Annotated in this window: 27 protein-coding genes; 12 read left to right on the top strand and 15 right to left on the bottom strand. The window is 72.3% G+C overall.

Going from position 1 to position 25,316, the window contains the following annotated elements:
- Positions 1–36: 36 nt before the first annotated feature.
- Genes ETU37_RS12940 through cobT form a run of 3 tightly spaced genes read right to left on the bottom strand, consistent with a single transcriptional unit; the run spans position 37 to position 3,169 of the window.
- Positions 37–840: a TrmH family RNA methyltransferase gene (locus ETU37_RS12940; RefSeq protein ID WP_129987748.1), complete on the bottom strand. Its 804-nt coding sequence runs from the start codon at positions 838–840 to the stop codon at positions 37–39.
- The gene (gene cobA / locus ETU37_RS12935) at positions 840–2,093 is read right to left on the bottom strand and encodes a uroporphyrinogen-III C-methyltransferase (RefSeq protein WP_129987747.1); all 1,254 of its coding nucleotides are present in this window, start codon (positions 2,091–2,093) and stop codon (positions 840–842) included. Before cobA ends, ETU37_RS12940 begins: the two co-directional genes overlap by 1 nt.
- Positions 2,090–3,169 carry a nicotinate-nucleotide--dimethylbenzimidazole phosphoribosyltransferase gene (cobT, locus tag ETU37_RS12930; protein WP_206053917.1) on the bottom strand — a complete coding sequence of 360 codons (1,080 nt, stop codon included), beginning with the start codon at positions 3,167–3,169 and terminating at the stop codon, positions 2,090–2,092. Before cobT ends, cobA begins: the two co-directional genes overlap by 4 nt.
- 111 nt (positions 3,170–3,280) lie before the next feature.
- Here cobT and ETU37_RS12925 point away from each other — a divergent pair, with 111 nt between their 5' ends.
- Positions 3,281–3,805 carry a YbhB/YbcL family Raf kinase inhibitor-like protein gene (locus ETU37_RS12925; RefSeq protein WP_129987745.1) on the top strand — a complete coding sequence of 175 codons (525 nt, stop codon included), beginning with the start codon at positions 3,281–3,283 and terminating at the stop codon, positions 3,803–3,805.
- Positions 3,806–3,868: 63 nt separating this feature from the next.
- Here ETU37_RS12925 and ETU37_RS12920 read toward each other — a convergent pair whose 3' ends face one another.
- The gene (locus tag ETU37_RS12920) at positions 3,869–4,381 is read right to left on the bottom strand and encodes an NUDIX domain-containing protein (RefSeq protein WP_240755711.1); all 513 of its coding nucleotides are present in this window, start codon (positions 4,379–4,381) and stop codon (positions 3,869–3,871) included.
- 144 nt (positions 4,382–4,525) lie between these two features.
- On the opposite strand from ETU37_RS12920, the gene ETU37_RS12915 reads away from it, so the two are divergent.
- The 3 genes from ETU37_RS12915 to ETU37_RS12905 are packed head-to-tail and all read left to right on the top strand — an operon-like array spanning position 4,526 to position 7,105.
- Positions 4,526–5,323: an ABC transporter permease gene (locus ETU37_RS12915; protein WP_129987744.1), complete on the top strand. Its 798-nt coding sequence runs from the start codon at positions 4,526–4,528 to the stop codon at positions 5,321–5,323.
- Positions 5,316–6,140, top strand: a complete 825-nt coding sequence (locus tag ETU37_RS12910; protein WP_240755710.1) for an ABC transporter permease — start codon at positions 5,316–5,318, stop codon at positions 6,138–6,140. Before ETU37_RS12915 ends, ETU37_RS12910 begins: the two co-directional genes overlap by 8 nt.
- 5 nt (positions 6,141–6,145) lie before the next feature.
- Positions 6,146–7,105, top strand: coding sequence for an ABC transporter ATP-binding protein (locus ETU37_RS12905; RefSeq protein WP_206053916.1), 960 nt, complete (start codon positions 6,146–6,148; stop codon positions 7,103–7,105).
- 7 nt (positions 7,106–7,112) lie between these two features.
- Here ETU37_RS12905 and ETU37_RS12900 read toward each other — a convergent pair whose 3' ends face one another.
- From ETU37_RS12900 to ETU37_RS12890, 3 genes are all read right to left on the bottom strand, one after another.
- A complete protein-coding gene (locus ETU37_RS12900) occupies positions 7,113–7,952 on the bottom strand; it encodes an SDR family oxidoreductase (protein ID WP_129987743.1) in 840 nt (279 codons plus the stop codon).
- 69 nt (positions 7,953–8,021) lie between these two features.
- Positions 8,022–8,432, bottom strand: a complete 411-nt coding sequence (locus tag ETU37_RS12895) for a hypothetical protein (protein ID WP_129987742.1) — start codon at positions 8,430–8,432, stop codon at positions 8,022–8,024.
- 1 nt (position 8,433) lies between these two features.
- Complete coding sequence (locus ETU37_RS12890; RefSeq protein ID WP_165372514.1) at positions 8,434–8,826, bottom strand: nuclear transport factor 2 family protein; 393 nt, start codon at positions 8,824–8,826, stop codon at positions 8,434–8,436.
- Positions 8,827–8,877: 51 nt separating this feature from the next.
- Here ETU37_RS12890 and ETU37_RS12885 point away from each other — a divergent pair, with 51 nt between their 5' ends.
- The 4 genes from ETU37_RS12885 (at position 8,878) to ETU37_RS12870 (ending at position 11,925) form a co-directional block, all read left to right on the top strand.
- Complete coding sequence (locus ETU37_RS12885) at positions 8,878–9,843, top strand: alpha/beta hydrolase (RefSeq protein ID WP_129987740.1); 966 nt, start codon at positions 8,878–8,880, stop codon at positions 9,841–9,843.
- A gap of 88 nt (positions 9,844–9,931) precedes the next feature.
- Positions 9,932–10,678 (top strand): maleylpyruvate isomerase family mycothiol-dependent enzyme, encoded by a 747-nt coding sequence (locus ETU37_RS12880; RefSeq protein ID WP_129987739.1) that lies wholly within the window; start codon positions 9,932–9,934, stop codon positions 10,676–10,678.
- Positions 10,679–10,774: 96 nt separating this feature from the next.
- Positions 10,775–11,383, top strand: coding sequence for a hypothetical protein (locus ETU37_RS12875; RefSeq protein WP_129987738.1), 609 nt, complete (start codon positions 10,775–10,777; stop codon positions 11,381–11,383).
- 194 nt (positions 11,384–11,577) lie between these two features.
- Positions 11,578–11,925 carry a COG4315 family predicted lipoprotein gene (locus tag ETU37_RS12870; RefSeq protein WP_240755709.1) on the top strand — a complete coding sequence of 116 codons (348 nt, stop codon included), beginning with the start codon at positions 11,578–11,580 and terminating at the stop codon, positions 11,923–11,925.
- Between the two features lie 22 nt (positions 11,926–11,947).
- Here ETU37_RS12870 and ETU37_RS12865 read toward each other — a convergent pair whose 3' ends face one another.
- The 5 genes from ETU37_RS12865 to ETU37_RS12845 form a co-directional block, all read right to left on the bottom strand.
- Positions 11,948–12,715: a sulfite exporter TauE/SafE family protein gene (locus tag ETU37_RS12865; RefSeq protein ID WP_129987737.1), complete on the bottom strand. Its 768-nt coding sequence runs from the start codon at positions 12,713–12,715 to the stop codon at positions 11,948–11,950.
- Positions 12,712–13,863, bottom strand: coding sequence for an SPFH domain-containing protein (locus tag ETU37_RS12860; protein WP_129987736.1), 1,152 nt, complete (start codon positions 13,861–13,863; stop codon positions 12,712–12,714). The genes ETU37_RS12865 and ETU37_RS12860 overlap by 4 nt, the downstream gene beginning before the upstream one ends.
- A 12-nt stretch (positions 13,864–13,875) precedes the next feature.
- Complete coding sequence (locus ETU37_RS12855; RefSeq protein ID WP_129987735.1) at positions 13,876–14,343, bottom strand: NfeD family protein; 468 nt, start codon at positions 14,341–14,343, stop codon at positions 13,876–13,878.
- A 9-nt stretch (positions 14,344–14,352) separates the two neighbouring features.
- Positions 14,353–15,165 (bottom strand): ABC transporter ATP-binding protein, encoded by an 813-nt coding sequence (locus ETU37_RS12850; protein ID WP_129987734.1) that lies wholly within the window; start codon positions 15,163–15,165, stop codon positions 14,353–14,355.
- A 174-nt stretch (positions 15,166–15,339) separates the two neighbouring features.
- Complete coding sequence (locus tag ETU37_RS12845; RefSeq protein WP_129987733.1) at positions 15,340–15,885, bottom strand: hypothetical protein; 546 nt, start codon at positions 15,883–15,885, stop codon at positions 15,340–15,342.
- Positions 15,886–16,481: 596 nt separating this feature from the next.
- Between ETU37_RS12845 and ETU37_RS12840 the strand changes: the two genes are divergently transcribed.
- A complete protein-coding gene (locus ETU37_RS12840; RefSeq protein ID WP_129987732.1) occupies positions 16,482–17,213 on the top strand; it encodes a hypothetical protein in 732 nt (243 codons plus the stop codon).
- 10 nt (positions 17,214–17,223) lie between these two features.
- A complete protein-coding gene (gene serB / locus ETU37_RS12835) occupies positions 17,224–18,435 on the top strand; it encodes a phosphoserine phosphatase SerB (RefSeq protein WP_129987731.1) in 1,212 nt (403 codons plus the stop codon).
- A gap of 9 nt (positions 18,436–18,444) precedes the next feature.
- Here the strand turns inward: serB and ETU37_RS12830 are convergent, their stop codons facing one another.
- Complete coding sequence (locus ETU37_RS12830) at positions 18,445–18,924, bottom strand: SixA phosphatase family protein (protein ID WP_276319689.1); 480 nt, start codon at positions 18,922–18,924, stop codon at positions 18,445–18,447.
- Positions 18,925–18,985: 61 nt separating this feature from the next.
- On the opposite strand from ETU37_RS12830, the gene ETU37_RS12825 reads away from it, so the two are divergent.
- Entirely contained in the window at positions 18,986–19,993 is a 1,008-nt protein-coding gene (locus ETU37_RS12825; RefSeq protein WP_129987729.1) for a cyanophycinase, read from the top strand.
- Positions 19,986–22,766, top strand: coding sequence for a cyanophycin synthetase (gene cphA, locus ETU37_RS12820; protein WP_240755707.1), 2,781 nt, complete (start codon positions 19,986–19,988; stop codon positions 22,764–22,766). Before ETU37_RS12825 ends, cphA begins: the two co-directional genes overlap by 8 nt.
- A gap of 13 nt (positions 22,767–22,779) precedes the next feature.
- Here cphA and ETU37_RS12815 read toward each other — a convergent pair whose 3' ends face one another.
- On the bottom strand, positions 22,780–24,468 hold the full coding sequence (locus ETU37_RS12815; protein WP_129987727.1) for a Mur ligase family protein: 1,689 nt from the start codon (positions 24,466–24,468) through the stop codon (positions 22,780–22,782).
- Between the two features lie 27 nt (positions 24,469–24,495).
- Positions 24,496–25,266, bottom strand: a complete 771-nt coding sequence (fabI, locus tag ETU37_RS12810) for an enoyl-ACP reductase FabI (protein WP_129987726.1) — start codon at positions 25,264–25,266, stop codon at positions 24,496–24,498.
- Between the last annotated feature and the right edge of the window lie 50 nt (positions 25,267–25,316).

The following is a 25,316-nucleotide window of genomic DNA, read 5'->3' as shown; positions in this document are numbered from 1 at the left end:
TGGCGCTCCCGACGCTGCACGGGATCGCGGCCGGCCTCAGCGCCGCTCCATCGCGTAGCAGGCGACCGCGGTCGCCGCGGCCACGTTGAGGCTGTCGATGCCCGGCCGCATCGGGATGATCGCGCGCCGGTCGGCCGACTGCTCCCAGCGAGGGGAGAGCCCGTGCCCCTCGCCGCCGAGCACGAGGGCGACCCGGTCCAGACCGCGCACCGCCTCCTCCAGCGGTACGGCGTCCGGCGCGAGCGTCATCGCGACCGTCGTGAAGCCACGGGCGGTGAGGGCCGGGAGCGCGTCGTACCACTCGTCCAGCCGGGTCCACGGCATCGAGAACACCGCACCCATCGCCACCTTCACGGACCGCCGGTAGAGCGGGTCGGCGCAGCGCGGCGACAGCAGGACGGCGTCGACGCCCAGGGCCGCGCCGGAGCGGAGGATCGCGCCGACGTTGGTGTGGTCCACGATGTCCTCGAGCACCAGCACGGTGCGCGCGCCGTCGAGCACCGCGTCGACGGACGGCAGCGGCCGGCGCTCCAGCGACGCAAGCGCGCCGCGGTGCACGTGGAAGCCCGTCACCTCCTCCGCCAGTGCCTCGGTGACCACGAAGCAGGGCGCCTCGGTCGTCGCCAGCACGTCGGACAGACCGTCGAGCCAGCGCTCGGCCATCAGGAACGACCGGGGCGCGTAGCCGGCCTCGACGGCCCGCCGTACCACCTTCTCGCCCTCGGCGAGGAACAGCCCGTGCTCGGCCTCCAGGCTCTTGCGCAGCTCGACGTCGCGCAGGTCGCGGTAGTCGGCGAGCCGCGGGTCGGCAGGGTCGGCGACCTCGACGCGGGCCGCCATCAGTCGCGGCCGGCGTACGTCGCCGGGTTGGCGACCGCCACCACGTCGCCGACGACCACGATCGCCGGGGGCCGGACGTCCTGGGCGACGACCGCCTCGCCGACCTCGCCCAGCGTGGAGAGCACGGTGCGCTCCCCCGGCATCGTGCCCTCGGACACGATCGCCACCGGGGTGGCGGCGTCGCGGCCGCCGTCGAGCAGGGCGGCGGCGATCGCCGGGAGGTTCTGCACGGCCATCAGCAGCACGACGGTGCCGCGCAGCCGCGCGACCGCGGGCCACTCGACCAGCGACTCGGGGTGCCCGGGCGGGAGGTGGCCGGAGATGACGGTGAACTCGTGGGCGACGCCGCGGTGCGTGACCGGGATGCCGGCGACCGCCGGCACGGAGATCGCGCTGGTGAGGCCGGGGACGACGCGGCAGGGGACGCCGGCCTCGGCGCAGGCGATCGCCTCCTCGTAGCCGCGGCCGAACACGAACGAGTCGCCGCCCTTGAACCGCACCACCCGCTTCCCGGCGAGGGCACGGTCGACGATGACCCGGTTGATCTCCTCCTGGGCGGCGGAGCGGCCGCGGGGCAGCTTGGCGACGTCGATCAGCTCGACGTCGGGCGACAGCTCGTCGAGCAGCTCGCGCGGGGCGAGCCGGTCGGCGACCACGACGTCGGCCTCGGTCAGCGCCCGGCGGGCGGCGACGGTGACCAGCTCCGGGTCACCCGGCCCACCGCCGACGAGCACCACCTCGGCGGTGCGCTCGTGGTCGTGCGGGGCGGCGATCGCGCCGTCGCGCAGCCCGGCGACGATGGCGTCGCGGATCGAGGCGGAGCGCCGCGGCTCGCGGTTGCCGACGACCGCCACGGTCACCCCGGCGTGCCGGCCGACCGCCGGCGTCCACGCGGTGGCCTTGGGCGCGTCGTCGCTGCGCACGCAGAAGATCCGGCGTTCCTCGGCTGCTGCGCTGACGCGCTCGTTGACGGCCGCGTCGTCGGTCGCGGCGATGACGTACCAGGCGTCGTCCAGGTCGCCCTCCGCGAAGCCGCGCTGGTGCCAGGTGATCTCGCCGCCGCCCACCAGGCCCTCGACCGCCGGGGTCACCTCGGGCGACACGACGACCACGTCGGCGCCCACGGCGATCAGGCCGGGCACCCGGCGCTGGGCGACGTGCCCGCCGCCGACGACGACCACCCGGCGGCCCGCCAGCCGCAGCCCCGAGGGGTACGGCGGGAACTCGTCCTGGTCGGCGGCGGGTCCGGTCACTTCCGGGCCACCCCGGCCGCGTCGAACGTCGCCATCTCGCGCAGGGTCGCGCCGGCCGCCTCGACGAGCGGGAACGCGAGCGTCGCGCCCGTCCCCTCGCCCAGGCGGAGGTCGAGGTCGACGAGCGGCCGCAGGCCGAGGTGCTGCAGGGCGACGCGGTGGCCCGGCTCCGCGCTGCGGTGGCCCGCGAAGCAGTAGTCGAGGGCGCCGGGCGCGATCGCCTGCACGACCAGCGCGGCGGCGCCGGCGATCAGCCCGTCGAGCACCACCGGGACGCCCATGGCCGCGGCCGCGAGCACGAAGCCGACGAGGCCGGCGTGCTCGAAACCGCCCACCGACGCCAGCGTCTCCAGCGGGTCTTCGCTCGCCGGGCGGCGCTCCAGAACGACCTTGACGATCGAGATCTTGTGGGCGTGGGTCGGGTCGTCGATGCCGGTCCCCCGGCCGGTCACGTCGGCGGCCTCGGCACCGGTGAGGGCGGCGATCAGGGCCGCGGACGCCGTGGTGTTGGCGATGCCCATGTCGCCGGTGAGCAGGCAGTCGTGCCCGGCGGCGACCAGCTGCTGGGCCACGTCGGCGCCGAGGAACACACCGGCGGCGGCCTCGTCGCGCGTCATCGCGGGACCGGCCGCGAGGTCCGACGTACCGCGGCGGATCTTGCGGTCGAGCACCCGGTCGTCGGCGGCCACGTCGGCGTTGACGCCCATGTCGACGACGTACACCTCGGCCCCCACCTGCCGGGCCAGCACGTTGACGGCCGCGCCGCCGGCGCGGAAGTTCTCGATCATCGACGCCGTCACCTCCTGCGGCCAGGGGGTCACGCCGCGAGCGTGCACGCCGTGGTCGGCGGCGAACACCGCGACGACGGGCTTCGCCAGCGGACGCGGCGGGCAGGTGCGCTGGATGCCGCAGAGCCGGACGGAGGTCTCCTCCAGCACGCCGAGCGCGCCGGCGGGCTTGGTCAGCTGCGCCTGCCGCGCCTCGGCCTCCTGCATCGCCCGCGCGTCGAGCGGCGCGACGGCGGTGAGGAGGTGGTGCAGCAGCGGGTCCGAGTAGCCCGGTGACGTCGAGGACATGGCCGCCATTGTCCCCGCCGTACGGCGAAGTCTGGAACCCGCCCAGGGGCCGGACTACTGTCCCTTCGTGGTAACCGTCCGCACCAGACCGACCCGCAGGAGGCCGCCGAAGTGAGCACCCTCGACCGTCCCGTCACCCCGAACCCCTACGACCTGCTGCCCGCCACGGCGTCCTTCACGGTCACCAGCGACGACGTGACCGACGGCGCGCCGCTGAAGGACGACCAGGTCGCGGCGAAGGGCAACACGTCGCCGCAGCTGTCGTGGTCGGGCGCCCCCGAGGGCACCAAGAGCTTCGTCGTCACCTGTTTCGACCCGGACGCCCCGACGCCGTCGGGCTTCTGGCACTGGGTGCTCGTCGACCTGCCGGCCGACGTGACGTCACTCGACACGGGAGCGGCGGCGGGCGACCTGCCGGGCAGCGCCTTCCACGCCCGCAACGACGGCGGCGAGCACGGCTTCATGGGCGCGGCTCCCCCGGAGGGCGACCAGGTGCACCGGTACTTCTTCGTCGTGCACGCCGTCGGTGAGGAGACGCTCGGCGTCGACGCGTCCGCGTCCCCGGCGGTGGTGTCGTTCAACCTGGCGTTCAAGACGCTGGGCCGCGCGATCCTGCACGGCACCTACCAGCACTGACCGCCACTCGGTTGGTCGAGCCTGTCGAGACCAGGGTCTCGACGGGTCGACCACCGGGGCGCCTCAGCCGGCCAGGCGGCGGTAGGTCTCCGACTCCAGGAAGCGCGGCAGCGCGAACGACGACGCGATCGCCAGGTCGAGCTCGCCGGCCCGGATCCGTGCCGGGTCGACGAACACGATCTGCCGCCCCTCGCCGAGCACGATGTCGGCGTCGCTGACGTCGGCCCGGCCGACGTGGATCTGCCAGTGGTCGGCGAGGTGGGAGGACACCTTCGGCGAGTGCTGAACGACCTCGTCGAACCACAGCTCGAGGCCGTCGACGGCGAGCCCGGTCTCCTCGGCCAGCTCACGCACCAGCGCCTCGTCGAACGTCTCGCCCTCCTCGACGTGCCCGCCGACCAGGCCCCACTGCTCCGGGGCGACCGGCGCAGCCGCGTCGCGCTCCTGCAGCAGCAGCCAGCCACGGTCGTCGACGAGGATCACCGACACGATGCGGCAGTTGCGCTCCGCGCACGGCGTCGCGTCCTCGACGACGGTCGTGGCGGTGGTGCCGGTCCGGACGGGCGTGTCGGTCACGGGCAGGTCCCCTCGAGAAGGATCGTGATTGATCGGGCGGGTCGGCGTGCTGCACACTGACCCTCCCCACAATCTCACAGCGGCACTCCCACCCCCCTGGCCGGCGCGGTTCAGGGGTCTTGCCGCGCGCTCCAGGAGGTCTCGGTGCTCTACGTCGCGGTCGCCGTGCGCGCGTTCCGCCGCTACGCGACCTACACCGCGGCGACCCTCGCCGGCATCTTCACCAACTCGGTGTTCGGCGTGATCATCAGCTACACCTACATCGCGGTGTGGACGCACAACCCCAGCGCCGGAGGGTACGACGTCTCCGACGCGGTCACCTACGCGTGGCTGGGCCAGGCGATGATCATGACCGTCGCGGTGTGGGGCGGCGGCGCGACCGACGACCTCGCGGCCCGGATCCGCACCGGCGACGTCGCGCTCGACCTGTACCGACCCGTCGGCCTGCTGGGCTGGTGGCTCGCGACCGACCTCGGCCGCGCGGCGTACCACCTCCTCACCCGCGGGCTCGCGCCGACGCTCGTCGGCGCCGTCCTGTTCGACCTGCGCTACCCCGACGGCCCGGTGACCTGGCTGCTGTTCGCGGTGTCGACGGTGCTCGCCGTGGTGGTGTCGTTCGGCATCCGGATGCTCGTCACCGCCAGCGCCTTCTGGCTGCTCGACGACACCGGCGTCAAGCAGCTGCAGATCGTCGTGGCGATGTTCTTCTCCGGGCTCGTCGTGCCGCTGGTGCTCTTCCCGGGCTGGACCCGCGACCTGGCGATGGCGCTGCCCTGGGCGGCGTTCCTCCAGGTGCCGGCCGACATCTGGCTCGGCCGCCGCGCCGGTGACGAGGCGTGGTGGGGCCTGATCTTCCAGGCGGCGTGGGCGGCGGCGCTCCTCGGCGTCTGCCAGGTCGTGCTGCAGCGGGCGCGCCGCAAGGTGGTGGTGCAGGGTGGCTGAGGTCCTGACCCGCCTGTCCTGGGCGCTGCGCGCCTACCTGCTGCTGGCCGCGGCCTGGGTCCGCGTCTCGATGGCCTACCGGGCGTCGTTCTGGATGATGACCGTCGCGCAGTTCGTGGTGACCGGCCTCGACTTCGTCGCGATCGTGATCATGTTCGCCAACGTCGACGCGCTCGGCGGGTTCTCGCTCGCCGAGGTCGCCTTCCTGTACGGCGGGGCGGGGTTGTGCCTCGGCATCGCCGACCTCCTGCTGGGCAACATCGAGCGGCTCGGCACGCGGATCCGGATGGGCACGTTCGACGCGATGATGGTGCGGCCGGTGTCGCTGTTCGCGCAGGTCGCCTCCGACCAGTTCGCGCTGCGCAGGCTGGGCCGGATCACCCAGGCCGCGGTCGTGCTGCTCTGGTCGATCGTCGCGCTCGACCTCGACTGGACCCCGTCGAAGGTGCTGATGATCGGCTACCTGGTCGCGTGCGGCACGGCGATCTTCACGGCGTTCTTCACCCTCGGCGGTGCGATGCAGTTCCTCACCATCGACGCGGCCGAGGTCGCCAACGCGTTCACCTACGGCGGCAACACGTTCGCGCAGTACCCGATGACCATCTACCCGCGCGAGATCGTGAAGGCGCTGACGTTCCTGGTGCCGATCGGGTTCGTCAACTGGTACCCCTCGCTCTACGTCCTCGGCCGGCCCGACCCCTTCGGTCTGCCCGAGTGGCTGCAGTTCGCCTCGCCCGTCGCCGCCGTCGTCCTCGGCCTGGTGGCCGCGTGGGCGTGGCGCGCGGGCGTCCGCCGCTACCGATCGACAGGGAGCTGACCGCCATGGCGCTGATCGAGGTCGAGGACCTCAGCCGCACGTTCGTCGTACGCCGCCGCACCGGCCGCGTCCGCCGTACCGCCACGGAGGTGCGCGCGGTCGACCACCTGTCCTTCGAGGTCGAGCGCGGCGAGATGGTCGGCTACATCGGTCCCAACGGCGCGGGCAAGTCGACGACCGTGAAGATGCTGACCGGCATCCTGGTGCCGACGTCGGGTCGGCTCAGCGTCGCCGGCGTCGACCCGTCACGCAACCGGGTCGACCTCACGCGGCGGATCGGCGTGGTCTTCGGCCAGCGCACCACGCTGTGGTGGGACCTGCCGCTGCGGGACTCGTTCGAGCTGCTGCGCCGCATCTACCGCATCGACGGCACCCGCTTCCGGCAGAACCTCGCCGAGTTCTGCGAGCTGCTCGACCTCGGCGACCTGCTCGACACCCCCGTGCGCCAGCTCTCGCTCGGCCAGCGGATGCGCGGCGACATCGCCGCGGCGCTGCTGCACGACCCGGAGATCCTGTACCTCGACGAGCCGACCATCGGGCTCGACGTGGTCAGCAAGAGCCGGCTGCGCGCGTTCCTCCGCGAGGTGAACGCCGCCCGCGACGTGACCCTGCTGCTGACCACGCACGACCTCCAGGACATCGAGCAGCTCTGCTCCCGGGTCATGGTGATCGACCACGGCTCGTTGGTGTACGACGGCTCGCTGGCCGGTCTGCACACCCAGGGCGGGTCCACCCGCACCCTCGTGGTGGACCTGGTGGACCCGCTGCCGGACGAGGGCCGGATCCGGGTGGAGGGCGCCAGCGTGCACAAGGTCGAGGGGCCGCGGCAGTGGCTGAGCTTCCCCACCGACGCGTCCGCCGCTCCGTTGGTCGCGGCCGTCGCGGCGTCGTACGACGTCGCCGACCTGTCGATCCTCGAGCCCGCGATCGAGGACGTGATCGCGGAGCTCTACTCGCGGCGCTGACCCGGCGTCAGAGGATCGGCCGGCCGCCGGTCACGGCGATCCGGGCGCCGGACATGTAGCTGCCCTCGCCGGACGCCAGCAGCACGTACGCCCCGGCGAGCTCCGCCGGCTGGCCGGGCCGGCCGAGCGGAGTGTCGTCGCCGAACGCCTCGACCTTCGCCTCCGGCATGGTCGACGGGATCAGCGGCGTCCAGATCGGTCCGGGCGCGACGCTGTTCACGCGGATCCCGCGCGGGCCGAGCATCTGCGCGAGGCTGGCGCAGAAGTTCGCGATCGCGGCCTTGGTGGCGGCGTACGGCGCCAGCTGGGCCGACGGCATGTCGGAGTTCACCGACGAGCTGCCGATGATGCTCGAGCCCTTGCCGAGGTGCGGGAGCGCGGCCTTCACGAGGTAGAACATCGCGTGGATGTTGGTGGCGAAGGTGTGCTGCCACTCCTCGTCCGTGACCTCCTCGATCGTCTCGTGGTTCATCTGGAACGCCGCGTTGCTGACCAGCACGTCGAGCCCGCCGAGCTCGTCGACCGTGCGCCGCACGATCTCCCGGCAGTGCTCGGGGTCGGACACGTCGCCGGGCAGGAGCAGCGCCTTCCGGCCGGCCTTCTCCACCCAGCCGGCAGTGTCCTCGGCGTCCTCGTGCTCGGAGAGGTAGGAGACCGCGACGTGGGCGCCCTCCCGGGCGTAGGCGATGGCGACCGCCCGCCCGATGCCGGAGTCGCCGCCGGTCACGAGGGCGATCTTGCCCTCGAGGCGGCCGGCGCCGACGTAGCTGGCCTCGCCGCAGTCCGGTACCGGTTCCATGGCGGCCTGCGAGCCGGGCGGGGTCTGCTGCTGGCGGAGCTGCGTCATGCGCGGTCCTCTCCCTCGAGTGCGGTCCGACCGCGCCGGTACCCCGCCCGTGCGCGCGCATGCTCGTGCTCAGCTGCGTTCGGCCAGCCAGGCCTTCGCCTTCCGCCTGCCCACGCGCGCCAGCCAGGCGTCCTGGACCTGCTCGACCAGCTCGTCGTGCGTGAGCTCGCCGATCCGGGAGCCGCGCAGCAGCACCGCCCGGTAGCCGTTCCAGTGCGGGGTGGTGAACCAGGGCGTGCCGACGTCGTTGACCAGCGCGTCCTTGGTGTCGAGGTCGGCGACCCAGAACGCGATCACGTCCTCGTACCACTCCCCCGTCTCCGGGTCGACAGCGTCCTTGCGCGGCTCGCGGTGGAACAGGAACGTCTTCCCGTCCACGGCGTACGACGGGAGGTCGTCGTCGCCGCCGCGCACGACGTCGGGCAGGGCGAGCGCGGCCTCCGCGACGTCGGCGAGCCGGGCCTTCCGCGAGCGGGCCACGTCAGCCCGGCACCATGCCGGCGATGTGTCCGGCGGACCCGGGCGTGGAGATGCGGCGGTGGGCGTACCAGCCGCCGTCGCTGTGCCGCAGCCACAGGTCGGACGTCGTGAACAGCCCGCTCCGGTCGGCGCCCAGCACCGTCGCCACCATGTCGACCCGGCTCAGCACCAGCGCGCACGCCCCGGCGACGTACGTCTCCCGGTCGAGCACCGTCCACTCGGTGACGGCGTAGTCGCGCAGCACCGCCAGCCACCGCTCGCGCGACATCGTCCGCGGCGCCGGCTCGGTCACGACCAGGGCGAAGTCGTCGGACAGCAGCGACCCGGCCAGGTCCGCGTCGCGCTCGATCACCGACCGGTCGAAGTCCTCCACCCGCCAGGACAGGTCGTCCACGAGCGGGAGTATCGCACCGGCCGGCGACCGGGGGTAGGGGAAGATGACGCCATGGCACGCAGTGGAGGCGACTGGCAGCCCGACGTCCTCGGCAAGCCCTACTACGCCGAGACGATCGAGCTGCCCGCCGACGACGAGGGCGAGGTCGTCGCGACCCTGGTGCGCCGCCGCGGGCGGTCGCGCAGCACGAAGGCCGTGCTGCACGTGCACGGGTTCGCCGACTACTTCTTCCAGACCCCGCAGGCCGACTACTGGCTGTCCCGCGGCTACGACTTCTACGCCCTCGACCTGCGCAAGTACGGTCGCTCGCTGCGCCCGCACCAGACCCCCAACTTCGTCACCGACCTGACTGCGTACTACGCCGAGCTCGACGAGGCGTTCCGGCGGGTGACGGTGCGCGACGGGCACGACCACGTGATCATGTCGGGTCACTCCACCGGCGGCCTGGTCGTGCCGCTGTGGCTGCACGACCACGAGGTGCCGGCTGCGGGCCTCGTGCTCAACGCGCCGTGGCTCGACCTCCAGGGCAGCCTGCTGCTGCGCACCGCGGGCACCAAGGCGATCGACCAGATCGGCGCCCGCCGGCCCTACATGGTGATCCCGCGGGAGGTGTCCGGCTTCTACGCCCGGAGCCTGCACCACGAGCACGACGGCGAGTGGCCGTTCGACCTGGCGTGGAAGCCCCTGGAGAGCTGGCCGGTGTACGCCGGGTGGCTGCGCGCCGTACGACGGGGGCATGCGCGGATCCACCGCGGCCTCGACCTCGACGCGCCGGTGCTGGTGCTCACGTCGTCGGAGTCGGGCCACCCGCGCGAGTGGGACGAGTCGTGCGCGAGCACCGACATCGTGCTCGACGTCCGGCAGATCCGGAAGTGGGCGCACAAGCTCGCCCCGCACGTCACCCTGGTCAGCCTGGCGGGGGCGCTGCACGACGTCACGCTCTCCCGCAAGGAGGTCCGCGAGGAGGCGTTCGACCAGATCACCCGGTGGCACGACGCGTACGTCGACGGCCGCTGAGCCCGTCATGAGGCAGTGCGGTCTTCCGGAGTCGTACCGCGCCGGAAACTCGCGCGACACTGTCGGTACGGCCGCCTAGCCTGCGGCCATGAGCCTCTCCGTCGACGACTGCACCTCCGCGATCGCGCGCTACTCCACCGCGCTGGGCGACGCCGCCCGCGGCAACCTCGATGCCCGGGTCGAGCACTGCCCCGAGTGGAGCGTGGCCGACCTCGTCCATCACGTGACCGACGTGCACTGGTTCTGGCGCACGATCGCCGCCGAGACGCTCGACGCGCCACCCGAGGACGACAGCCATCCTCCGCGCGCCGAGGACGACCGCCTCGTCAACGTCTTCGAGGCAGGTGCCCGCGAGATCGTCGACGTGCTCGCCGGCGCCGACCAGTCCGCCGCCTGCTGGACCTGGTACCCCAGCCAGCAGGACGTCGCCTTCATCACCCGCCACCAGGTGCAGGAGGCGATGGTGCACGCCTGGGACGCCGCCAACGCGGCCGGCCGTCCCCTCGACCTCGAGCCCCGGCTGGCGGCCGACAGCATCGACGAGTTCCTCACCACCTCCCTCGCCGAGGAGGACGACGCCCGCTCCGGCGACTTCCCGCCGTTCGAGGCCACGATCTGCCTCCGCGCGACCGACACCGGTGACGCGTGGACGCTCACCGACGGCGGCGTGCCCGGCTCGTTGGTGATGATCCGGGGCGGCACCGAGGGCGTGCCCACCCTCACGGCACCGGCCGGCGACCTGCTGCTGTGGATCTACCAGCGGCGCGACGCGGTGCCGGGCGACGTCCCCGCCGACGTGGTCGACCGGTTCCGCCGGCTCAGCGGCACCGACTGACCGGGCTGGCCCGAACGGGTCTGCCCCGGCGGCCCGCCCCGGCCTAGCGTCGAGGGGACCGCCCGGGATGGGCGGCGGGGATCCAGGAGGTGTGCCGTGTTCGTACAGGTGATCCAGGGGAAGGTGTCCGACCCCGACGCGGTCCGCGCCCGGTTCGACACCTGGATGTCGGACCTCGCGCCCGGTGCCGAGGGCTGGCTGGGCAGCACCGCCGGCGTCACGGACGACGGTGACCTCGTCGTGCTGGCCCGCTTCGAGTCGGCCGAGGCCGCGCAGCGCAACAGCGACCGGCCGGAGCAGTCCGCGTGGTGGGAGGAGACGGCCCGGCTGTTCACGGGCGAGCCCACCTTCCTCGACAGCACCGAGGTCGACGTCGACACGCCGGGCGACCCGGGAGCGGCCACGTTCGTGCAGGTGATGCAGGGCCGCACGAGCGACCCCGACCGCGCCCGCGAGCTGATGGCCGAGGAACCGGCGGACTTCTCCGACTTCCGTCCCGACGTCCTCGGCAGCGTGACCGCCGCGCACGAGGGCGGCGCGTGGACGATGGCGATCTACTTCACGTCCGAGGCCGACGCGCGCGAGGGCGAGAAGAAGGAGCCGCCGCCCGAGATGGCCGCCATGATGAAGGAGATGGACGCGCTCAGCGTCGGGGAGACGACCTTCCTCGACCTGAGGGACCCGTGGCTGCACGCCCCCGGGTGACTCGCATCGCCGTCGCCGCCGTGACTGGTGCCCTCGTCGCCGCCTGCGGCGGGGGCCCGGCACGCGAGGCGACGCCCGCTCCCTCGCCCGGAGCGTCCACGTCGGTTCCGGGGTCCGCCGGTCCGGACGCCGGTGCGCCGTCCGATGCCGGGTCGTCGCGCTCGCCGTCGCCGGCTTCGGCCACGGGTCTCGTCGTGAAGACCGGCGCGAGCGCGTACGGCACCATGCTGTTCGACGGGCGCGGCCAGGCGATCTACCTGTTCGACCGCGAGACGTCGTCACGGCCGCGCTGCTACGGCGCGTGCGCCGCGGCGTGGCCGCCGGTACTCGCCCGCGGGCTGCCCCGGGTGCGCGGGTCGGTGCGCGACGAGCTGCTCGGCACCGTCCGCCGTCGCGACGGGCGTCGGCAGGTGACCTACGGCGGCCACCCGCTCTACTACTACGCCCACGAGGGGCCTGGGCAGGTGCTGTGCCACGACGTCGCGGAGTACGGCGGCACCTGGCTGGTGGTCACGCCGGCCGGCCGTGCGGCACCCGCCTGACCAACGTGCCTGGACATCACAACTAGCCGAGGGCGAACATCGTGATCGCGACGACGCCCACCGTGACGATCACGCCGCGCAGCACGACCGGGTGGAGCCGACGCCCCACGTGCGCCCCCAGGAGGCCGCCGATCGTCGAGCCGACGGCGATCAGGCCGGCGACCAGCCAGTCGACGTCGGTGACGGCGATGAAGACCAGCGCGGCCACCCCGTTGTTGAGGCTGGCGAGCACGTTCTTGGCAGCGTTGTTGCGCTGCAGGGACTGGTTCAGCCCGACGCCGAGCACGGCGATGAGCAGCACGCCCTGCGCGGCGCCGAAGTAGCCGCCGTACACGCCGCACAGGAGCACCAGCACCCAGACCCACAGAGCGCCGTGCTCGGGGCGCACCTTGCCCAGCGCCTCGGCGCGGGCCGCGACCGCCTTGGAGATCCGCGGCTGCAGCACGACGAGCACGCAGCCCAGCGCGATCAGCACGGGTACGACGGCGTCGAAGACCGCCTCGGGCAACAGCAGCAGCGCGGCGGCGCCGACGAAGCTGCCCAGGATCGACGCGATGCCGAGCCGGATCAGGCGCGGCCTCTGGCCGGTGAGCTCGCGGCGGTAGCCGAACGCTCCGGCGACCGCCCCGGGCACCAGACCGACGTTGTTGGACACGTTGGCCAGGACAGGGGGCATTCCCATCGCGAGCAGGGTCGGGAACGTGATCAGCGTCCCCGACCCGACGACGGAGTTGATGGTGCCGGCCGCCGTACCCGCGAGGAGCACGGCGACCATCTCGAGAGGTGTCACTGGGCGGGCGGCTCCCCCGGGTCGCCGGCCGGCGGCGTGTCACCCGGTGCGTTCCTCGTGACGGGCGTGCCGGTCGGCGTGGTGGTGGAGGCCTCGGCCGCAGCGATGGCCGCGGCGACCTCGTCGTGCGCCCTGGCGAGCGCTTCCTTCTGCTCGCTCTCGATCTCCGCGACATCCAGGCTCGCGGGGCCCATGTCGACGCGCTTGGCGGGGCCGTCGACGTCGTCGGGGATGCCCTTGAGGCTGTTCATCGTGGAGCCGAGGCCCTCGAGCGCCTTGCCGATCTCGCTCGGCACGATCCAGACCTTGTTGGCGTCGCCCTTCGCGATCTGCGGCATCATCTGGAGGTACTGGTAGGCCAGCAGCGACTGGTCGGGACGGCCGTCGTGGATGGCCTGGAAGACCGTCTGGATGGCCTGGCCCTCACCCTGCGCCCGGAGGATCTGCGACTCCCGGTCGGCCTGGGCCCGGAGGATCTGCGACTCGCGGTCACCCTCGGCGTTGAGGATCGCCGACTGCTTGTTGCCCTCGGCGGTGAGGATCGCGGACTGCCGCTGGCCCTCGGCGGTGAGGATCAGCGCGCGCTTGTCGCGGTCGGCGCGCATCTGCTTCTCCATCGCGTCCTTGATGGACGGCGGCGGGTCGATGCCCTTGATCTCGACGCGGTTCACGCGGATGCCCCACTTGCCGGTGGCTTCGTCGAGGACGCCGCGGAGGCCGCTGTTGATCTCCTCGCGGCTGGTCAGCGTCTGCTCGAGGTCCATGCCGCCGACGATGTTTCGCAGCGTGGTCATCGTGAGCTGCTCGACGGCCTGGATGTAGTTGGCGATCTCGTACGTCGCCGCGATCGGGTCGGTGACCTGGAAGTAGATGACCGTGTCGATCGACACCACCAGGTTGTCCTCGGTGATCACCGGCTGCGGCGGGAAGGACACGACCTGCTCGCGCAGGTCGATCATGTAGCGCACCTTGTCGACGAACGGCACCACGACGTTGAGGCCTGCGGGCAGCGTCGCCTTGTACTTGCCGAAGCGTTCGACGATCCCGGCGCGTGCCTGCGGCACGATCCTGATGGTCTTGCCGAGCCCGGCGATGACGAACACCACCAGCAGCGCGAACAGCACCAGGCCGATCGGAAAGCCGTCCACAACAGTCCCCTCTCAGTCGTTGTCGGACTCGATCGCGGGCACCGGGTGCACGTAGGCGGTGGCGCCCTTGATCTGGAAGACGTCCACGCGGGCGCCTTCGTGGATGGTGACGGTCTCGTCGTACGGACGGGCCGTCCACAGCTCGCCGCCGATCTTGATCTGCCCGGCGTCGGCGGAGACCTCGGAGACGACGACGCCCTGGCGTCCGACCAGGGCGTCGTGGCCGAGCCGGAGCTCGGGCCCGGAATGGAGTCTCTTGACGATGCCCGGCCGGACGAACAGCAGCATCGCTGTGGCCGCGCCGACCGCGGCCAGGATCTGGGCGGCGACCGGCAGCCCGATCAGCGCGGTCAGGACACCGACCCCGGCGCCGACCGCGAGCATGAGCAGGACCAGGTCGAGGCTGAGCAGCTCGGCGAGGGCCAGAAGGATCGCGAGAGCCGTCCAGGTCTCCCACGCGTGATCCTTGAACCACTCCATGCGTCCAGCCTATCCGGGCTGCGCCGGGACCCGGTGCCGCGCGCGCCGACGCGCCGACCAGCGGCCGTCGCTGTGCTCGAGCAGGATCGGCATCCCGAACGTCGAGGACACGTTGTCCTCCGTCATCACGTGCTCCAGCGGACCGGACGCGACGATCCTCCCCTCGCGCAGCATCAGCGCATGGGTGAACCCGGGCGGGATCTCCTCGACGTGGTGCGAGACCAGCACCGTGGCCGGCGACATCTCGTCCATGGCCAGCACGGACAGCGTGGAGACGAGGTCCTCCCGGCCGCCCAGGTCGAGCCCCGCCGCCGGCTCGTCGAGCAGCAGCAGCTCCGGGTCGGTCATCAGCGACCGCGCGATCTGCACGCGCTTGCGCTCCCCCTCGCTCAGGGTGCCGAACGTCCGGTCGGCCAGGTGCAGCACGCCCAGCTCGGTGAGCAGCTCGTCGGCCCGCGCGTGGTCGAGGTCGTCGTAGTGCTCGCGCCACCGGCCGATCACGGCGTACGAGGCCGACACCACCACGTCGTGCACCCGCTCGTCGCGCGGGATCCGCTCCGCCAGCGCCGCGCTGGTCAGCCCGATCCGCGGCCGCAGCTCGAACACGTCGACCGTCCCGAGCACCTCGCCGAGGATCCCGACAACCCCGTCGGTCGGGTGGATCTGCGCCGACACGACCTGCAGCAACGTCGTCTTGCCCGCCCCGTTCGGCCCGAGCACGACCCAGCGCTCGTCCTCCTCGACCGTCCAGTCGATGCCTTCGATCAGCGTGGCCTCACCACGCCGCACCGAGACGTCGGCGAGCTCGAGAACGGGGTCCATGTCTCCCTCACGTTGCTGGGCGGTCGGCGGGCTCCAACCTACGACACCCACCCCCTCCCACCGCCCCGCGACTCGGCCTTAGGAAGCCCGTCGGTTTACCACCACCTGTTGGGATGCCGTCGCTCCCGGGCCGAAACTTCGCACGGGGCGCGACAGGTTTTGCAGGTACGTCGCTCATGCCGACCGCTGACCGAACAGGGCGTGGTTCAGCTCACGCACGATGCGCGCCGGCCGATCGACGTCTGCCCATGTCGCCCTGACACAACTCCACCCCGTCAGTCGGCAGATGAGCCGTTCACGGTCACGTTCCCGGAGCACGACGTCGCTGGCGCGCTCCCCTTCCCGGAGGAGTCCTTCGTACTTCACTCGGCCGTCGAACTCGAGGAACACACCGAGGTCGGGCCAGGCGAAGTCGACGCGCGCCACGACCCGCCCGCTCGGGTCTCGGACCTCGTACTGCGGAACCGGCCGGGGAAGCCCGGCCTGGAAGCACACCCACAGGGCGCGCGACTCACCCACGCTTTCTGGGCGCGGGTCAGCGAGACGCAGCACCATCTCGGCGCTACGCGCGTTGGACCAGTTCTCCTTGCCGACAAATTCCCGCTGCAGCTCGGGCACCGTCGTGTACCCCTGGTGCAGCATGAAGTTCGCGATGCAAAGACCTGCCTCGGGCGGCACAACGGTGATTGTCTCGAGGACCGCGCGGGCCGGGGCAGTCACCAAGCGATCCTCAATGATCACGAGCGCTTCGCTTGGTAGCCGACTTTCGTGCTGCCGCACGTCCGCGGCTCGGCGCCCGGTCAGGCCGTCTGTGCGCGTGACGTGCACCGTGGTGGGGTCAACGCCCCAGAGTGGAGCGTCGTACTCAGCGATCGCCGACGTGTGCGAAAGGACCGCGCCCGTACGACTCTGACGTACGACCGCTCGTCCTCGAAGGATGAAGCGTCCGCCCTCGTCCAACGCGCTCCAAGCGGGTGCCGCGACGTACGCACCATGTCGGACGCGCGCGAGCTCCCGAGCGCCTACGGCTCGCCGGATCATCCGGTCGTTCCATCCGAGGCCGATCAAGTCGCGCCTCAGGAGGAGCGGAGTGCAGCGGAGATCGTTTGGATCACGGGGTGGCGGCAGGTGCATGCCTCGACGGTGCCGGGCGAGCGCTGCGGCGGTGTTGGCAATCGTGCACCCTGTGGATGACGTTGATCGTCCACAAGACGCCCTGCGTTTACTGGCGCATCCCGTGCGAAGTTTCGGCCCGGTTGCACGGGAACCCCACCATCTGGTGGGAAGCCGCCAGGCTCGGCGTAACGTCCACGGTCGTGAGCGCATCCCTGCCCGTGTCCGCGCGGTTCGCGCTGTGGTTCACGGCGTTCGCGGCGGGGCGGGCGTCGCTGGACGAGGCGCGGGACCGGATCGTCGAGGACGACGCGGCGCACGACGTCGTCGGGCTGCCGGAGCAGGACGAGCCGGTGCCGCTGATCCTCGGGCTCGGGCTGCTGAGGGCCGAAGGGGCCAGAGCGGCCGGGCTGGCGCTGCCCGTCGCGGGCGACCCGCTGGGGCTGGCCGGGCCGGCGGCGTTCAACAACGAGGTGCTGGAGTACGGCGAGGGCGTGGTGCTCGACGGCGGGGAGCTCGGGCTGGTGCCGCACCGGGCCGGCGCCGGCGTGCAGTGGCTGGCGCTGCCGGCGGCGACGCACCGGCAGGTGCCGGACCCGTCGGAGGCGGAGGCGGCGCTGCGGCACAGCCTGCTCGGCACGACCGAGGCGCTGGTCGACCTCGACGTCGCGCGCTGGAGGCCGGAGGTGGCCGACGAGCTGATGGCGCTACGCAAGAGCACCGACCTCGTGCTGCCGCACGCCATGGCGCCGCGCGCGGTCCGCCTCGCGGGGCTGGCGGCGCGCTGCCGGGTGATCGTCGAGCTCGCGCTCGAGGACGACGGCGGCGCGGTCACCGCGACCGAGATCGACGCCCGCCGCGAGGCGCTGCTCCCGCTCGACCACGCTGCGAGACGGGGACTGGTGGCGGCGTGCGCGTATCCGTTCGACGCATAGGGTGACGCGCGTGTCCGACCACCCCCAGACACTGCTCATCACGCTGACCGGCAAGGACCGGCCCGGCGTGACGTCGACACTGTTCTCCACGCTCGCGGCGTACGGCGGAGCCGTGCTCGACATCGAGCAGATCGTGCTGAGGCGCAGGCTCGTGCTCGGCGTGCTGGTCACGGCCCCCCGCGACCCCAAAGCGCTACGCAAGGCGGTGGAGCGCGTCGCCGGCGAGCTCGACATGCACGTCGAGGTCGAGTCCGGCACCGGCGACAACCGGAGCCGCGGCGGCGGGCGCAGCCACGTCACGGTGCTCGGCATGCCGCTCAAGGCGAAGGCGGTCGCGGCGATCGCGGGCCGGATCGCCGACGTCGGCGCGAACATCGACCGGATCGAGCGGATGGCGCGCTACCCCGTCACCGCGATCGAGCTGCACGTCTCCGGCGCGGACCCCGACTCGCTGCGGCTGATCCTCGCCGAGGAGGCCGCCGTCCAGGAGGTCGACGTCGCGGTCCAGCCCGCCAACCTGCTGCGGCACGGCATGCGCCTGGTCGTCATGGACGTCGACTCCACGCTCGTGCAGGGCGAGGTCATCGAGATGCTCGCCGAGCACGCCGGCTGCCTCGACGACGTTGCCCGGGTGACCGAGGCGGCGATGCGGGGCGAGCTCGACTTCGAGCAGTCACTGCGCGAGCGGGTCGCGCTGCTCAAGGGGCTCGAAGCGTCGGCGCTGGACCGCGTCTACGACGACATCGTGCTGTCCCCGGGCGCGCGGACGATGGTCCGCACCCTCAAGCGGCTCGGCTACCGGTTCGCCATCGTGTCCGGCGGGTTCAGCCAGGTGACCGACCGGATCGCGGCCGACCTCGGCATCGACTTCGCCGCCGCCAACGACCTCGAGGTCGTCGACGGCCGGCTCACGGGCCGGATCGTCGGTGACGTCGTCGACCGTGCCGGCAAGGCCGCGGCGCTGCGCCGGTTCGCCGAGCAGGCGGGGGTCACGACGGCGGCCACGGTCGCGATCGGCGACGGCGCCAACGACCTCGACATGCTGTCCGCGGCAGGCCTGGGCATCGCGTTCAACGCCAAGCCGGTCGTGCAGAAGGCCGCCGACACGTCGGTCAACGTGCCGTACCTCGACGCGATCATGTACCTCCTCGGCATCTCCCGCGAGGAGGTGGAGGCCGCCGACGCGGAGGCCGGCTACACCACCCCGTCTCCCCCGGTCTGACTCGCGCGGTCAGGGGGCGTGGAAGGCGACGACCCGCCCCGCCTCCGGGCGGACGTCCGCCCAGCTGCCGGTCAGCTCGAACACCACGACGGCGCAGGCCGGGAAGCCGCGCAGCATCCCGCTGATCGCCTCCTCGTCGCCGTCGCCGTCGTCGAGAAAGTGGCTGAGGTACGCCGCCGTGGGGTTGTGCCCGATGAACATCACCGTCTCCGCCTCGGGGTCGACCACCTGGATCGCCTCGACCGCCGCGTCGACGCCGCCGTGGTACAGCGCCTCGTCGAACGACACCTCGGCCTTGGCTCCTGCGGACTCCGCGACGGCGGCCCAGGTCTCGCGGGTGCGGGCGGCCGTCGAGACCAGGACATGGGTGGGCAGCGCGCCCAGTCCGGCCAGCCAGCGACCCGCCTCGGCGGCGTCGGCGTGACCACGATCGGTCAGCACGCGGGCATGGTCTGTCGACGCGAAAGGCTCCGCCTTCGCATGCCTCATCACAATGAGTCGCCGGCCACCACCCACGGGCCCCACCCTGCCACCCCGTAGGCTGCCGTGCATGCCGAACGGGCCAGAACCGACCCAGTCGACCACACCACCGGCGCCGGGGCGGGGTCCGCTCCTCGCGATCGGCGGAGCCGAGGACAAGCTGGGCAAGCGGTCCGTGCTCAGTGAGTTCGTCCGGCTCGCCGGCGGACCCGACGCCCGGATCGCCGTGATCCCGACCGCGTCCTCGCTCGGTGACGAGATCGTCGACGTGTACGACGCCCTCTTCCGCAAGATCGGCGCGGCCGACGTGTGGGGCGTGCGCCCCGAGTCGCGGGAGCAGGCCGAGGACCCGGAGGTGGTCGGGCGGCTCGCCGACGCGACCGGCATCTTCATGACGGGCGGCAACCAGCTCAAGCTGTCCGCGATCGTGAACGGCACCGCTTTCGGCGAGGAGATCAAGGCCGCCCATGAGCGCGGCGTCGTCGTCGGCGGCACGAGCGCGGGCGCCAGCATCCAGTCCTCGCACATGGTCGCGTTCGGCACCGGCGGCGCCACCCCCAAGCAGCGGATGACCCAGCTCGCCGGCGGCCTCGGCCTGATCCGCGACGTCGTCATCGACCAGCACTTCGGCCAGCGCAACCGCTACGGCCGGCTGCTCATGCTGGTCGCGCAGAGCCCGCACCTGCTCGGCATCGGCGTCGACGAGGACACCGGCGCGCTGATCACCGATGACGACGACGGCCACACCCGGCTGCGCGTGCTCGGCCGGGGCGTCGTGACGATCTTCGACGGCCGCGCCATCGTGTCCAACGCGCACGAGGCCCGCCGTACCGCTCCCCTCCTCGCGTCCGGCGTGGTCCTGCACGTGCTCCCCGCCGGCTCGGCGTTCGACCTCACCGACAAGGCGCTGGTCCGCCAGGCCCCGGTCGTCGATCCCGGCGAGGCCGAGGAGCTCGCGGTTGCGGGACGCGACCTGAAGCGATTGGCTCGGGACATCGCCGCCGATGACGTGTCGCCGACGGTGCTCCGACGCCGCCGCGCCCGACAGCATTCCGAAGGAGACCTCCCGAGTGACTGAGCAGCCCCGTCCGGCCACCCGCCCCTCCCCCGACCTCGCGATCCTTGAGACCCGCGTCTACCGCGGCGCGAACGTCTGGTCCTACGACAAGGCGATCCACCTGGTCGTCGACCTCGGGTCCCTGGAGGACTTCCCCACCAACAACCTCCCCGGGTTCACCGACGAGCTGCTGCAGATGCTGCCCGGGCTGCGCGAGCACTCCTGCTCCCGCGGCCGGCGCGGCGGGTTCGTGGAGCGGCTCAACGAGGGCACCTGGCTCGGCCACGTCGCCGAGCACTGCGCGCTCGCGCTGCAGCAGGTCGTCGGCCACGACATCCGCCGCGGCAAGACCCGCCAGGTCAAGGGCAAGCGGGGGCACTACAACATCGTCTACGGGTACGTCGACGAGCAGGTCGGTCTCGCGGCCGCCCGTCTCGCCGTCCGGCTGGTGAACCACCTCGTCGAGGCCGATCCGGAGTTCGACTGGGAGAAGGAGCTCGAGGCCTTCATCCTGCGCGCCGAGCGCACCGCCTTCGGCCCGTCCACCCAGGCGATCCTCGACGAGGCGGTCTCCCGCGACATCCCCTGGATCCGGCTCAACCAGTACTCCCTCGTGCAGCTCGGCCAGGGCGTCCACCAGAAGCGCATCCGCGCCACCATGACCTCGGCCACCAGCGCGATCGCCGTCGACGTCGCCTCCGACAAGGACCTCACCACCCGCCTCCTGGGCGCGGCCGGCCTGCCGGTGCCCAAGCAGGAGTCCATCCGCACGGCGGACCAGGCGGTCACCGTCGCCAACCGGATCGGCTACCCCGTCGTCGTCAAGCCGCTCGACGGAAACCACGGCCGCGGCGTCTGCCTCGACCTGCAGAACGAGGACGACGTGCGCGCGGCGTTCCCGATCGCCAAGGAGCAGTCGCGGCGCGGCTGGGTGATCGTCGAGTCCTACATCACCGGCCGCGACTACCGCTGCCTGATCATCGACGGCCGGCTCGCGGCCGTGGCCGAGCGCGTGCCGGCGCACGTCATCGGCGACGGGCAGACCACGATCGAGCAGCTCGTCGAGGAGACCAACGCCGACCCGCGGCGCGGCGTCGGCCACGAGAAGGTGCTGACCCGGATCAAGGTCGACGACGCTGCGCTTGCCCTCCTCAAGGAACAGGGCTACGGGCTGGAGGACGTCCCGCCCGCCGGCGAGATGGTCAAGCTGACCCTGACCGGCAACATGTCGACCGGCGGCATCTCGATCGACCGCACCTTCGAGGCGCACCCCGAGAACGTCGAGATCGCCGAGGAGGCCGCCCGCATGGTCGGCCTCGACATCGCCGGCATCGACTTCATCTGCCCCGACATCACCGAGCCCGTCCGCGAGACCGGCGGCGCGATCTGCGAGGTCAACGCCGCCCCTGGCTTCCGGATGCACACCCACCCGACGATCGGCGACCCGCAGTTCATCTCCAAGCCGGTCGTCGACATGCTCTTCCCGCCCGGCGCGCCGAGCCGGATCCCGATCGTCGCCGTCACCGGCACCAACGGCAAGACGACGACGTCGCGGATGATCAGCCACATCTTCAAGGGCCTCGGCCGCAAGGTCGGCATGACCTCGACCGACGGCGTCGTCATCGACGAGCGGCTGGTCATCCGGGCCGACGCCTCGGGCCCCAAGTCCGCGCGGATGGTGCTGCAGAACCCCCGCGTCGACTTCGCCGTCTTCGAGGTCGCCCGCGGCGGCATCCTGCGCGAGGGCCTCGGCTACGAGCGCAACGACGTCGCCGTGGTCCTCAACGTGCAGCCCGACCACCTCGGCCTGCGCGGCATCGACACCGTCGAGCAGCTCGCCGACGTCAAGGCCGTGCTCGTCGAGGCCGTGCCCCGCGACGGGCACGCCGTGCTCAACGCCGACGACCCGCTGGTGCGCGAGATGCGCCGGCGCTGCTCCGGCCAGGTCGTGTGGTTCTCGATGGAAGAGCCCGGCACCGAGGTCCGCGACATGATCGACGCGCACTGCCGCCGCGGCGGCAAGGCGATCGTCCTCGAGCCCAGCGAGCGGGGCGAGATGATCGTGGTCCGGCACGGCCGGCGCGACATGCAGCTCGCCTGGACCCACCTCCTGCCGGCCACCTTCAACGGCCGGGCCCGGATGAACGTCCAGAACGCCCTCGCCGCGGCCGCCGCGGCCTTCGCCGCCGGCGCCCCGCTGCACGACATCCGGCAGGGGCTGCGGACGTTCTCGACCAACTACTACCTGTCGCCCGGCCGGCTCAACGAGGTCGAGGTCAACGGCCGCCACGTCATAGTCGACTACTGCCACAACGCACCCGGCATGCGGATGCTGGGCGACTTCGTGGACCGCGTCGGCGACGGCCTGGCCACGACCAGCGAGCTCGGCAAGCCGTCGCGCATCGGCGTCATCGCCACCGCGGGCGACCGGCGCGACGACGACATGCGCGAGCTCGGCGCGATCGCGGCCCAGCACTTCGACGTCGTCGTCGTCCGCGAGGACGTCGCGCTCCGCGGGCGGGAGCGCGGCGCCACCGCCGACCTGGTCGCCGAGGGGGTCCGGGCGAGCATGGCCGCCGGGGCGCGCTGCAAGCAGGTGGAGGTCATCCTCGAGGAGATCGAGGCGGTCCGGCACGCCATGTCACGCGCCAACGCCGGCGATCTCGTGGTCGTGTGCGTCGACAAGCACCCGCTCGTGATGGCCGAGCTGGAGAACTGGTCCAACCAGGCCCAGGCCGGCTCCGGGACCCCCGACGACCCGGTCGGCGACCCGGACTTCACGCCGGCCGGCTGACCAGCACCCCGGATCAGGCGCGCGCGGCCCGCACCTTGTCGCGCAGCGTCTCGGGGGTGTCCGTGCTGAAGCCGTTGTCGGCCAGCCAGTCGTACACGCCCTGCCGGTCCTCGTGGCACATCAGCCCGACGACGTCACCGGGCTTCGCCTGGTCGACGAGAGCCGCGAGGCCGGCGACCTCGGTCGGGTACGACGGGAGGTCGTCGACGCCCACCCTTGCCGCGCCCTGCCGGAACAGCACGTCGAGCTCGTCGGTGGTGCGGCCACGGAGGTAGCCCGCCTTGTGCGCGATCACCGCGACGTCGGCGTCCCGCGCGCCCATCTCGCCGAGGCTGCCGACGATCTCGTCCTGCCGGTCGCCCACGGCGCCGAGCCCGAGCAGCAGACGTGCCCCGGGTCGCCGTACCCCGTTCATGATCTCGAGCAGCGCCTCGAGGCCGGCCTCGTTGTGGGCGAGGTCGATGACGACGCTGATGTCGTCGTGGGTGAAGAAGTTCATCCGCCCGGGGTTGTGCTCGGGGTCGGGCCGGAACGACGTCAGCCCGTCGACCACGGCCTGACGGGGCAGCCCGACGCCGAGCGCGGCCGAGGCAGCGCCCAGCGCGTTCTCGACGTTGAACCGCGACAGCCCTGCCAGCGTCATCGGGACGTCCACGACCTCGACGAGCGGGTCGGGGTCGTTGTTGGCCTCCATGACGCACACCCAGCCGTCGATCACCGTCGTCGCCCGGCCGCCTTCGGAGAGCACCTCGCGCAGCGCCGGTGAGTCCGGGTCGCGGGAGAACACCCAGGGACGCGCGCGGATGTTGGTGCGGGTCGCCAGCACGCGCGGGTCGTCGGCGTTGAGCACCACCCAGCCGTCCGGTCGGGTGATCCGGCAGACGACGCTCTTGACCTCGGCCAGCTGGTCGACGGTGTCGATCCCGTGCAGGCCGAGGTGGTCGGCGGAGACGTTGGTGAAGACCGAGACGTGGTTGAAGGCCAGCCCGATGCCCTTGAGCAGGATCCCGCCGCGGGCGGTCTCGGTGACCGCCAGCTGCACCTCCTTGTGCGCGAGCACCCGGCCCGCGCCGCTCGGACCGGAGTAGTCGCCCGGCTCCACCAGCTCGCCGTCGATGTAGATGCCGTCGGTGCTGGACCACCCGACGTGCATCCCGTGCGTGCGCGCGATGTGCGCCACCATGCGGGAGGTCGTGGTCTTGCCGTTGGTGCCGGTCACCGCGACGATCGGGATCTTCGGCTTGATGGTGGTGGGGCCGGGGCCCTTCTCCGCGGCGCGCACCCGGGCCGCCTCGTCGCTCACCAGCTCGTCGAGGTCCGCGCTCGGCAGCGCGTCCAGCACCGCTGCCACAGCCCGGCCCAGGGCCTGCGCGCGGGTCCGGTTGCGCCACGGGTACGCGACCACGATCCGGTGCACGTCGTTCGTCGGCCGCACGCGTACGGCGAGCCGGGTGGCGCCGGCCTCGCCCGCGACGTGCCGCACCAGACGCCCCACCGCGCGGGCGGCGAACCGTTGCCGGAAGCCGCTGCCCGGCTCGCCCGGACGCGCCCGAGGAAGCCCGATCCGGGACGCGAACCGCAGCGCCCGGTCGGTCGGCGCCTCGATGAGGCCGGTGAGGTCAAGCGTCAGCTTGATGGCCGCACGCGGGAAGTACAGGTTGGGGCCTTCGAGGACCCGGAGCTCGACGAGGGAGGACGTCACGGTGGTGACGTTAGCGAAGCCGGGCGGTCACGCGCCCATCGCGTGGTACCCGCCGTCGACGTGCACGATCTCGCCGGTCGTCGCCGGGAACCAGTCGGAGAGCATCGCGACCACGGCGCGGGCGGTCGGCTCGGTGTCCTTCTCGTCCCAACCCAGCGGCGAGCGGTCGCTCCACATCGACTCGAGCTCCTCGAAGCCCGGGATCGCCTTGGCGGCAAGCGTCTTGAGCGGCCCGGCGGAGACCAGGTTGACCCGGATCCCCTTCGGACCGAGGTCGCGGGCGAGGTAGCGCGAGCAGGACTCCAGCGCCGCCTTCGAGAAGCCCATCCAGTCGTAGGCCGGCCACGCCACGGTCGCGTCGAACGTCATCCCGACGACCGACCCGCCCCCGCCCATCAGCGGCAGGCAGGCGGTCGACAGCGACTTCAGCGAGTAGGCCGACACCTGGACGGCCTGGGCGACGTCGTCCCACGGCCCGTCGAGGAACTTGCCGCCGAGCAGCGTCTCGGGGTTGCCGTACGCCACCGAGTGCACCACGCCGTCGAGCCCGTCCACGTGCTCGCGGACCAGGTCGGGCAGCCGGTCGAGGTGCTCCTGGTCCGTCACGTCGAGCTCGATCACCGGCGCCGGCTCGGGCAGGCGGTTCACGATCCGCTTCGTGATGCTCAGCGCGCGGCCGAAGTTCGACACCAGCACGGTGGCGCCCTCCTGCTGCGCGACCCGCGCCACCGCGAAGCCGATCGAGCTGTCCATCGTGACGCCGGCGACCAGGATCCGCTTGCCGTCGAGAATGCCCATGCTGCTCCTCCAGGGACGAGATGAGAGGTGGTCTCGACAGGCTCGACCAC

Origin of the sequence: Nocardioides iriomotensis (genome assembly GCF_004168035.1) — a bacterium.
GTDB lineage: Bacteria > Actinomycetota > Actinomycetes > Propionibacteriales > Nocardioidaceae > Nocardioides_B > Nocardioides_B iriomotensis.
The sequence above is the reverse complement of the archived record's forward strand: the minus strand, read 5'-3'. Positions and strand labels throughout refer to the sequence as shown.